We start from the raw sequence: 8,468 nt of genomic DNA, 5'->3' as shown, positions 1-8,468 counted from the left end.
ACGACACCCTCATGGCCGACCAACTCGACACCGCCATCGAACAACACGGCAAGGGCGACCTCACCCAACTCCTCACCGGCAACGACACCTGGACGCGCGATGAGTGACGCCGCCGAGTCAGCCGCCACCGAGTCGGGCGCCGACGGCCGGAACTTCCTCAGCGACAACACCTTCGGCGCGTCCCCCGAGGTCGCGGAGGCGCTCACCAGGGCCCTGGCCGGGCACGCGATGCCGTACGGGGCCGACCCGTACACGGACTCCGTCCGGCGCCGCCTCAGGGACGTCTTCGAGCGGGACCTCGATGTCTTCCCGGTCTCCTCGGGGACCGCCGCCAACGGCCTCGCCCTGTCGGCCCTCGCCCGGCCCTGGGGCAGCGTCCTGTGCCACTCCGGGAGCCATGTGCACAACGACGAGTGCGGGGCCGCCGAGTTCTTCACGGGCGGTTCCAAGGTCGTCACCGTGCCCGGCGCCGACAGCAAGGTCGACCCCGAGGCCCTGCTGCGGGAGATCCGGCGGCGCGCGGGCGACCGGCACAGCGTCCAGCCCTCCGTCCTCACCCTCAGCCAGGGCACGGAGACCGGCGGCGTGTACACCGTCGAGGAGATCCGCACCCTGTGCCTGATCGCCAAGGGCTCCGGGCTCGGCGTCCACATGGACGGCGCGCGCTTCGCCAACGCGCTCAGCAGGCTCGGCGTCAGCCCGGCGGAGATGAGCTGGAAGGCCGGCATCGACGTGCTGTCGTTCGGCACGACCAAGAACGGCACGATGAGCGCGGACGCGATCATCTCCTTCGACCCGGCGCTCTCCGCCGAACTGGCCGCCCGCGTGAAGCGGGCCGGGCAGCTCGCCGCCAAGGCGCGTTTCCACGCAGCGCAGCTCGACGCCTACCTCGCCGACGGCCTCTGGCTGCGCAACGCCGGCCGGGCGAACGCGCTCGCCGCGCGTCTCAGGGACGGCCTGAGCGGTGTGCCGGGCGTCGAACTGCCCGGCGCGGAACTGCCCGGTGCGGAGCCGGAGATGAACATGGTCTTCTGCGGGCTCGCACCGCACGTCGTCAAGGGCCTGCTCGCCGACGGCTACGCCTTCTACCACGACCGCTGGGAGCCCGGCGTGGTGCGGTTCGTGACCTCGTTCGCGCACTCCGCCGCCGACGTCGACGGCCTGCTGGCCGCGATCCGTCGCCACGCGGCCGAGCCGACGGCGTCTGAGTCCCCGAAGCGGCCCGTCCCGCACCCCCGTGACCGGTCGTCACGGCACCACTGCGTCAGGGAATGACCCGCGGCCCGTCAGGAACGACCCGACGCGCGGAGGGTCAGGAAGCGCCGGAGAAGCGGGAGCCGGACGCCGTCAGCGCGGGCTCCTGGCGGGCCGGGCCGTTCAGCAGGCTGTGGAGGAGCGCGGGGCGGCGCTCCGGGGAGACGTCCGCGAGGAGGGTCGCCAGGACGGCCATCCGGGCCTGCCCGGCGCGCAGCGTCCCGGCGGACACGGCTCCGGCGGCCACCAGGTCCACGGCCCCGCCGCCGGTGTAGAGCTCGGCGATCGGTCCGGCGGGGACCCGCGTGCTCAGGGCCACCAGGGTGCCCTGGTCGACGGCCGCGCCGACGGCCGCGGAGATCTCGGGAGTGGCGTTGCCCGCGCCGGTGCCGACGAGCACGACGCCGCCCGCGCCGGCCGCGACGGAGGTGTTCAGGAACAGCGGGTCGCCGTCGCTGTGGTGCATGACCACGTCGACCCGGGGCAGCGTCGCGGAGGCGCCGGTGGCCGTGGGCAGGGGCAGCGGAGTGGGGCGGTCCGGGCCGCGGCGGATGTGCACGCTGCCGAAGCCGACCTTCCCGAGGCCGCTCTCGGACGGGTCCGCGAACGCGTCCGCCGCGAGGGTCTGCGTCTTCACCGTGCCGCGCGCCGCGTGCACCTTGCCGTCGAAGACCACGAGCACGCCCAGGTCGCGCACCGAGGCGGCGACCTGGAGGGCGTCGTACACATTGCCGGGGCCGTCGCCGTCGCCCGTGCCGAGCGGGCGCTGCGCGCCGGTGAAGACGACGGGGCGGGCGTCGGAGTGGTGCAGGTCCAGGAAGAAGGCGGACTCCTCCAGGGTGTCCGTGCCGTGCGTGACGACGACGCCGTCCACGCCGGGGTCGGCGAGCGCCGTGTGGACCGCGTGCAGCAGCGTGAGCTGGCGGGCGGAGGTCATCCGGGAGCTGTTGACGTTGAACAGGTCGACGACCTCGACCGTCACGCCCTCGGGCAGCGCCGAGGTGGCGAGGACGTCGTCACCGGAGGCGTCGGCGGCGTAACCGGTGCCCTGCCAGCGGCTGGCTATGGTGCCGCCCGTGCTGATGAGGGTGATCCGGCGGGGCCGGTCGTCGCGTGTCCGCTGCATGGGTGTCTGTCCCGGGGATCGAAGGTAGTCGCCTTTGAAACGATAGTTCAGCTTGTATGGAATATGATTGCGAGTTCCGCTCCGGAATCGTGAATTCCGGCATGCATAATTGCGTCATGGACCGGATCGACCGCAGCATCTTGCGTGAGCTTCAGGATGACGGCCGTCTGACGAATCTGGAGCTCGCCCAGCGCATCGGCCTCAGCGCCTCCGCGTGCCTGCGCCGCGTACGGCAGCTGGAGGAGGACGGGGTGATCCAGGGGTATCGCGCCGTGATCGACCCCTCGGCCGTCGGGCGCGGCTTCGAGGTCCTCGTCTCGATCGAGGTCCGGCGCGACCGCGAGACCGTCGAGGCCTTCGAGGAGGCCCTGCAGTCCATCCCGGACGTCATCGAGGCGTACCGCCTCTTCGGTAGCCCCGGCTGCCTCCTGCGTATCGCGGTCGCCGACCTCGCCGCGTACGAGCGCCTCTGGATCGAGCGGCTGACCTCGCTCGCCGGTGTCACGGAGGTCAACTCGCAGATCATCATGAAGCGCGTCAAGGAACCGCGCGGACTGCCGGTCGAACGCTGATGACCTCCGCGAACGGGCCGCTCGCGGTCCACTCGCAGTCCACTCGTGTCGGTGTTGGGCCGAACGGGTGAGAAACGGGAGGATGGGCGCATGAGTAGGTACGAGAGGTACGACGTCACCGACGCGCAGTGGGAGGGCCTCGCGCAGGTCGTCCCCCTGCGCGGCCGTGACGAATGGCCGTCCAGGGTCGACCACCGCGCGATGCACGATCCCTACGAGGCCGCCGAGCAGCGCCGCATGGTGGTCCTGCGCGTGCAGGTCTTCGCCGACGCCCGTGAGGTCGCCGAGTACCTCATCGCCCGGATCCCGGTCCTCCTCGACCTGACCAGCGCGGACACCGAAGTCGCCAAGCGCATCCTGGACTTCAGCAGCGGCGTGGTGTTCGGCCTCGGCAGTGGGATGCACCGCGTCGACCGCAACGTCTTCCTGCTCGCCCCGGCCGGTACGGAGGTCGAGGGCGCGCCGGACGAGGAGGTCGGAGATGACGTGTCCGGGGCGGCCGTCCCTCGATCGTAGGAAGCTGAACAGGGCGTAACGGTTCGTCATCCGCGCCGCTGCGTACGGTCCGATCATGGACTCCACCGGCGGCCACACGCCCGATTCCGTCTCCTCCCTCCCCTCTTCCTCCGCCGCCTCCTCTGCCTGTACGACCCCGGTCCGGGCACCCTTACGCGGCCCGACCGGGGAGCGGGCATCGGGGGCGGGCGGCACGACGGCGGTCGGTGGGCCGGGCGTTCCCGGCGCGCGGGACGCGCGCCGGGACGCGCTGCGGCAGTTGATGGACGCGTCCGCGCGCAGGCCCGCCCGCCCCGCCGTCACCGAACTCCGCCTCTCCGCCTTCGCCGCGCACCGCGCCGCCGTCCATCCGCTCGGCCCCGTGACCCTCTTCACCGGGGCGAGCGGCAGCGGCAAGTCCAGTGCCCTGCGCGCCTACGAGGCGCTCGCCCGGCTCGGCGCGGGCGAGGACCTGGCCGCCGCGTTTCCCGACGCCCTCGCCCACGTGCCCGAGAGGGCCCGGCCCGACGCCCAGGGGCGGCGCGGCTTCCGGATCGGCTGCACCGTCGACGGACCCGCCGGACCCGTCCGCCTCGATCTCGCCGTCCAGGTCGAACCCACGGTCCGCATCGTCGGCGAACGGCTCACCTGCCGCGGCCGTACGCTCCTCACCACCGCCCTGCGCGACCCCGGCCGCAGTACCGTCCAGGCCGAATGGCACACCGCGGGCGCCACGCCCGTCACGCGGGCGCCCTTCCCCGACGACCGCCTGGGCACCGCGCTGCTGCCGTTGCGCGTGGCCGGCAAGACGAAGGGGCAACTGGAAGTGCTCGCGGCGGCCGAGCAGGTGGTGGTGGCGCTGCGCTCGGTCTTCCCCTGCGATCCCGAGCCCGCCCGGATGCGGGGATCCGTGCCGGTGGGCGAGGGCCGGCTGCTGCGTGGCTGCGACAACCTGGCGGAGGTGCTGCACCGCACCGCGTCCGAGTGCCCGCGCCGGCACGCCCGGCTCGCGGCCGTGGCGGGGGCCGGCTGCGCCGGCGTGGTGACCGGGCTGCGCGTGGAGGAACTGCCTGACGCGACGGTACGGGCGCTCCTGGAGCGCGCGCCGGGCGACGCCGTGCGGCCGGCCCCGGCCCCGGCCGCCCGGGCCGCCGCTGCCGGGTGGGCCGGCGGCGCCGGGGTCCCGGCGCCGCGCAGGACGCCGTTCGCGACACCGCTCGGCCGGCTCGGCGACGGCGAACTGCGCTACCTCGCCCTCGCGCTGGTCCTGCTCACCGGGCCCGGGGTGCTCGCCATGGACCAACTCGGCGAGGTGCCGCCCGCGATGCGCGCGCTGACGGTCCTCGCCGACGGTCTCGACCGGTCCCTCGACGGGCGCCAGCTCCGCGCGCTGCTCGGGCTCGCCGTCGACATCTGCGCCGGTGGGCACATCCGGCTCGTGGGCTCGGTGGGGGAGCCGGTGGCGCGGTACGCGCGCGAGACACCGGGGGTGACGGTGGTAGACCTGGGGCGTGAGTGAACTGGATGTAGCGGGATTGCAGCGCAGACTGGCCGAGTTCGCGGCGGCGCGGGAGTGGCAGCCGTACCACACCCCGAAGAACCTGGCGACGGCGCTCAGCGTGGAGGCGGCCGAACTCCTGGAGATCTTCCAGTGGTTGACGCCCGAGCAGGCGGCGCGGGTGATGGACGACCCGGACACCGCCCACCGGGTCGAGGACGAGGTCGCCGACGTTCTGGCGTATCTGCTGCAGTTCTGCGAGGTGTTGGGCGTCGACGCGCTCGCCGCGCTGGCGGCGAAGATCGACAGAAACGAACTCCGATTCCCGGCCGGACGGCCCCCGGGGCGGGGCGGCGACGCGACCGAAAACGGTTTTCGTCACTCTTCGGAGTGATCGCGATTTCCCCATCGAGCTTACTGTCCACAGATTTCCGAATTCCTCTGGCGTGGGGGCTCAGGCGCCTTCACGCTGGGTAGTGGAGTCAGTGGGCAGTAAGTCGTACGAACGGGGGCGGCGCACATGGAAGCGGAGCGATTGATCGCGGCAGGCCGGCACGCGCTCGCGGGAGCGGGGACGGCATGGGACATCGTCGCGGAGGCCTGGCAGGCCCAGGCCCTCGCACAGGCGATAGGGAGTCAGCTCGCCCTCTGCGGACCGCAGGAGCTGCGGAGCGAGGCGCGGGGGCTGAGCGAGATCGGCGGCGGACGCGGCATCGTGTCCGACTACGCCCTGCTCGGGACGGGTGGACCGAGAGCGGCCCAGCTCACCGAAGTGGTCGACCCACGTGTGGCGTTGACCCACCTCGGGGTGTTGCTCGGGGAGGTGGGGATCGCCCTGGTCGGCGTGGCCTGCGCGACCGACGAGGAGGGGCTGTACTGGCAGTGCATCGAGGCCATCGACGCCGCCGACGAGGCCAACGACCGGGTGCGCGGGATGCTGCGCCGACTCGCGGTGCGGGAGCGGGACCGGCCGCCCGATGCCGCTCGGGGCCGGGCGGGTCCGGCGGGGGCGTCATGAGCCGCCGGCGGGCGGCCGGGACGGGGTCAGTCCGCTCGGGGCTCGTCGCTCGTCCGATCCTCCGACCGGTCCGCCGAGGACTGGAGGTCGGCGTCGAGCTGCGACAGATCGGCGGTGAGCGCCGCCATCAGCTCCTCCATCTGCTGCAGCAGGCCCTTCTGGGCGCCGGAGCCCTTCTGCTCGGGCACGGACTGCTGCACCGGCTGCTCGGGCATCGCCCTTTCGGGCGCGGCTTCCTGGGACATGGCGGCCTCCTCGGCCCAGGCCCTTCCCTCGGGGGAAGGGCCACACGGGAGAACGACGCACCGGCAGCGGCCGCCGGCACGCGGGCGCCGGGCGGTCCGGCACCGCCCGAGCCAACGACGCGCGCCGGGCCACGGTCACTGGCCTGGCAGGACGCGCCCCGCCAGGGGGCCCGATATTCACCCGACCGGGCAGGACCCGCCCCCCGGCTGACGGGGAGGTTGACGGCGGCCCGGAGGTGCAGGATGGAGGTATGGATCTTCGAATCTTCACCGAGCCCCAGCAAGGGGCCGACTACGACACCCTGCTCACCGTCGCCCGGGCCACCGAGGACCTCGGCTTCGACGCCTTCTTCCGCTCCGACCACTACGTCAGCATGGGCTCCGCCGACGGGCTGCCCGGGCCGACCGACGCCTGGATCACGCTGGCCGGCCTCGCCCGGGAGACCCGGCGGATCCGGCTCGGCACGCTGATGACCGCGGGCACCTTCCGGCTGCCCGGCGTCCTGGCCATCCAGGTCGCCCAGGTCGACCAGATGTCCGGCGGCCGGGTCGAACTGGGCCTGGGCGCGGGCTGGTTCGAGGAGGAGCACCGGGCCTACGGGATCCCGTTCCCCAAGGAGAAGTTCGGCCGCCTCGAGGAGCAGCTGGCGATCGTCACGGGGCTGTGGAAGACCGAGCTGGGCGAGAAGTTCTCCTTCGACGGCGAGTTCTACCAGCTGGCGGACTCGCCGGCGCTGCCCAAGCCGACCCAGGACCGGATCCCGGTGCTCATCGGCGGTCACGGCGCGACCCGGACGCCGAGGCTGGCCGCGCGGTACGCCGACGAGTTCAACATCCCCTTCGCCTCGATCGAGGACAGCGAGCGGCAGTTCGGGCGGGTCCGGGCCGCCGCCGAGGCCGCGGGCCGGGGGGCCGACGACCTGGTGTACTCCAACGCCCTGGTCGTCTGCGTCGGCAAGGACGACGCGGAGGTGGCCCGCCGGGCGGCGGCCATCGGGCGCGACGTGGAGGAGCTGAAGGCGAACGGTCTGGCCGGCTCGCCCGCCGAGGTCGTCGACAAGATCGGAAGGTACGGCGCGATCGGGTCGTCCCGGATCTACCTCCAGGTCCTCGACCTGGCCGACCTGGACCACCTGGAGCTGATCTCCGCCCAGGTCCAGGCGCAGCTCGGCTGAGCGGAGGCGCACCGATGAGGCCGGTCCACACCCTCGCAGAGGCGCTCGCCCAGGAGGTGCTCGTCCTCGACGGCGGGCTCTCCAACCAGCTGGAGGCCCAGGGCTGCGACCTGAGCGACGCGCTGTGGTCGGCGCGGCTGCTCGCCGACGGGCCCGAGCAGATCGGTGCGGCGCACACCGCCTATGTGCGGGCGGGCGCCCGGGTGCTGATCACCGCGAGCTACCAGGCCACCTTCGAGGGCTTCGCCCGGCGCGGGGTGGCCGGGGCGGAGGCGGCGCGGCTGCTCGGGCGGAGCGTGGAGCTGGCCAGGGCGGCGGGGGAGGGCGCGGCCGAGCCGGTGTGGGTGGCCGCCTCGGTGGGGCCGTACGGAGCGATGCTCGCCGACGGCAGCGAGTACCGCGGCCGGTACGGGCTTACGGTGCGCGAGTTGGAGAGGTTCCACCGGCCCCGGGTCGAGGCGCTCGCGGCGGCGGGGCCGGACGCGCTGGCCCTGGAGACGGTGCCGGACACGGTCGAGGCGGAGGCGTTGCTGCGGGCCGTCGAGGGGTGCGGGGTGCCGGTCTGGCTCTCGTACACCGTGGCGGGGGAGCGGACCCGGGCCGGGCAGCGGCTCACCGAGGCGTTCGGGCTCGTCGCGGGGGTCGAGCAGGTGGTCGCGGTCGGGGTCAACTGCTGTGAGCCGGCGGACGCGGCGCGCGCCGTGGGGATCGCGGCGGAGGCGACGGGGAAGCCGGTCGTGGTCTACCCCAACAGCGGGGAGGTGTGGGACGCGGGGGCCCGTGGATGGCGCGGCACCGGGTCCTTCGACCCGGACCGGATGCGGGACTGGCCCGCGGCCGGGGCCCGGCTGATCGGCGGCTGCTGCCGGGTGGGCCCTGACCGCATCGCGGCCCTGTCCACGGCGCTGGCGCCCTGACGCGACCTGACACGACGCGACCCGACACGACGCGACCCGGCCCGACCCGACCCGACCCGACCCGACCCGACACGACGCGACTCGGCCCGACCCGACGCGACGTGACGCCACTCGGCCCCGTACCCGGAGCGGGTACGGGGCCGAGAGGGTGGTGCTCAGCGGGTGGTG

The 8,468-nt window shown here is 73.7% G+C and carries 10 protein-coding genes; 8 read left to right on the top strand and 2 right to left on the bottom strand.

Translation table 11 applies throughout. From position 1 onward, the window contains the following. Positions 1-99: 99 nt before the first annotated feature. Positions 100-1,275, top strand: a complete 1,176-nt coding sequence (locus tag ACF09C_RS37160; protein ID WP_392098074.1) for a threonine aldolase family protein — start codon at positions 100-102, stop codon at positions 1,273-1,275. Between the two features lie 37 nt (positions 1,276-1,312). On the opposite strand, the gene ACF09C_RS37155 is transcribed toward ACF09C_RS37160, so the two are convergent. Continuing rightward, complete coding sequence (locus ACF09C_RS37155; RefSeq protein WP_392098073.1) at positions 1,313-2,380, bottom strand: asparaginase; 1,068 nt, start codon at positions 2,378-2,380, stop codon at positions 1,313-1,315. A gap of 116 nt (positions 2,381-2,496) precedes the next feature. Here ACF09C_RS37155 and ACF09C_RS37150 point away from each other — a divergent pair, with 116 nt between their 5' ends. From ACF09C_RS37150 to ACF09C_RS37130, 5 genes are all read left to right on the top strand, one after another. Then, positions 2,497-2,952 (top strand): Lrp/AsnC family transcriptional regulator, encoded by a 456-nt coding sequence (locus ACF09C_RS37150; RefSeq protein WP_392098072.1) that lies wholly within the window; start codon positions 2,497-2,499, stop codon positions 2,950-2,952. Between the two features lie 90 nt (positions 2,953-3,042). After that, positions 3,043-3,468 carry a cell division protein SepF gene (locus ACF09C_RS37145; protein WP_392098070.1) on the top strand — a complete coding sequence of 142 codons (426 nt, stop codon included), beginning with the start codon at positions 3,043-3,045 and terminating at the stop codon, positions 3,466-3,468. A gap of 262 nt (positions 3,469-3,730) precedes the next feature. Then, on the top strand, positions 3,731-4,966 hold the full coding sequence (locus ACF09C_RS37140; protein ID WP_392098093.1) for an ATP-binding protein: 1,236 nt from the start codon (positions 3,731-3,733) through the stop codon (positions 4,964-4,966). Further along, positions 4,959-5,339 (top strand): nucleotide pyrophosphohydrolase, encoded by a 381-nt coding sequence (locus ACF09C_RS37135; RefSeq protein ID WP_392098069.1) that lies wholly within the window; start codon positions 4,959-4,961, stop codon positions 5,337-5,339. The genes ACF09C_RS37140 and ACF09C_RS37135 overlap by 8 nt, the downstream gene beginning before the upstream one ends. A gap of 126 nt (positions 5,340-5,465) precedes the next feature. Then, positions 5,466-5,963, top strand: coding sequence for a DUF6099 family protein (locus tag ACF09C_RS37130; RefSeq protein ID WP_392098067.1), 498 nt, complete (start codon positions 5,466-5,468; stop codon positions 5,961-5,963). A gap of 26 nt (positions 5,964-5,989) precedes the next feature. Here ACF09C_RS37130 and ACF09C_RS37125 read toward each other — a convergent pair whose 3' ends face one another. Then, on the bottom strand, positions 5,990-6,208 hold the full coding sequence (locus tag ACF09C_RS37125; RefSeq protein WP_392098065.1) for a hypothetical protein: 219 nt from the start codon (positions 6,206-6,208) through the stop codon (positions 5,990-5,992). Between the two features lie 251 nt (positions 6,209-6,459). Here ACF09C_RS37125 and ACF09C_RS37120 point away from each other — a divergent pair, with 251 nt between their 5' ends. Both ACF09C_RS37120 and mmuM read left to right on the top strand, forming a co-directional pair. Next, positions 6,460-7,383: an LLM class F420-dependent oxidoreductase gene (locus ACF09C_RS37120; protein WP_392098063.1), complete on the top strand. Its 924-nt coding sequence runs from the start codon at positions 6,460-6,462 to the stop codon at positions 7,381-7,383. 14 nt (positions 7,384-7,397) lie between these two features. Beyond that, entirely contained in the window at positions 7,398-8,300 is a 903-nt protein-coding gene (mmuM, locus tag ACF09C_RS37115; RefSeq protein WP_392098061.1) for a homocysteine S-methyltransferase, read from the top strand. The last annotated feature ends 168 nt before the right edge of the window (positions 8,301-8,468 follow it).

It is taken from the genome of Streptomyces sp. NPDC014870, assembly GCF_043081505.1.
Taxonomy (GTDB): Bacteria; Actinomycetota; Actinomycetes; order Streptomycetales; family Streptomycetaceae; genus Streptomyces.
The sequence above is the reverse complement of the archived record's forward strand: the minus strand, read 5'-3'. Positions and strand labels throughout refer to the sequence as shown.